Origin of the sequence: Elioraea sp. (genome assembly GCF_051860475.1) — a bacterium.
Classification (GTDB): Bacteria; Pseudomonadota; Alphaproteobacteria; order Acetobacterales; family Acetobacteraceae; genus Elioraea.
The window spans coordinates 1-1161 of record NZ_JBHYDW010000291.1 but is presented as its reverse complement, the minus strand read 5'-3'; the positions used below and the strand labels follow the sequence as shown (position 1 = coordinate 1161).

General features: G+C 71.9%; 1 protein-coding gene. It reads left to right on the top strand.

Annotated elements, in window-relative coordinates; genetic code table 11:
• Window positions 1-14 precede the first annotated feature (14 nt).
• The coding region (locus ACTIFU_RS23795) for a thiamine pyrophosphate-binding protein (RefSeq protein WP_439580806.1) at window positions 15-1161 on the top strand (1147 nt) is incomplete at its 3' end.

Genomic DNA, 1161 nt, shown 5'->3' with positions numbered 1-1161 from the left:
ACGGGATCGATACCGTGTTCGGGCTGCCCGGCGTGCAGATGTACGGGCTGTTCGACGCGCTCGCCCGCAACGCCAACCGCATCCAGGTCATCAACGCGCGGCACGAGCAGACCACGGCCTACATGGCCCTCGGCTACGCCTGCGCGACGGGCAAGCCGGCCGTCTATGCCGTCGTGCCGGGCCCTGGCGTGCTGAACACCACGGCCGCCCTCTCCACCGCCTGGAGTGTCAACGCGCCGGTCCTGTGCCTGACCGGACAGGTGCCGTCCTCCCAGATCGGCCGGCTGCGCGGCCAGCTCCATGAGCTGCCGGATCAGCTCGCCACACTCAGGACGCTGGTGCGGCACGCGGAGCGGATCGAGGACCCGACCGAGGCGCCGCGCAAGGTGGCCCGCGCGTTCCAGGAGATGATGTCGGGCCGGCCCAGCCCGGCGGCGCTGGAGATCCCGCTCGACCAGCTCCCGGCCGAGGCCGAGGTCACGTCGTGCGATCCATTCCCGCGCCATCCGAACCCGGTGCCCGACTCGGCGAAGATCGCGCGCCTGGCCGAGATGATCGACGCCGCGCGCAACCCGATGATCTGGGTCGGTGCGGGGGCGATGGATGCCGGCGCGGAGATCCGTGCGCTCGCGGAGCGGATCGGCGCGCCCGTGGTGCGCTATCGTGGCGGCCGCGGCATCCTGGATGACCGGCATCCGCTCAGCCTGACCGTGCCCGAGGGCTTCAGGCTGTGGCCGGAGACGGATCTGCTGATCGGCTTCGGCACGCGGCTGGATGTGCCGACCGCGCGCTGGGGCAAGCTGCCGGACGGCATCCGCATCGCGCGCATCGACATCGACCCCGCCGAGATGCGCCGGCTCACCGTCGATCTCGGGATCGTCGCGGATGCCGCCGACGCGGCCCGCGCGCTCACCGCCACCGTCGCGCGCCGCGACGATCCGGACCGCGCGGCCACGATCGCGCGGTTGAAGGCCGAGACGGCGGCCGAGATCCAGTCGGTCCAGCCGCAGATGTCGTTCCTCGAGGCGATCCGCGACGCGCTGCCGGAGGACGGCATCTTCTGCGACGAGATGACGCAGGTGGGCTATGTCTCGGCGTTCGGGATGCCGTTCCACGCACCGCGCACCGCGATCGGCTCGGGCTTCTCGGGCAATCTCGGCG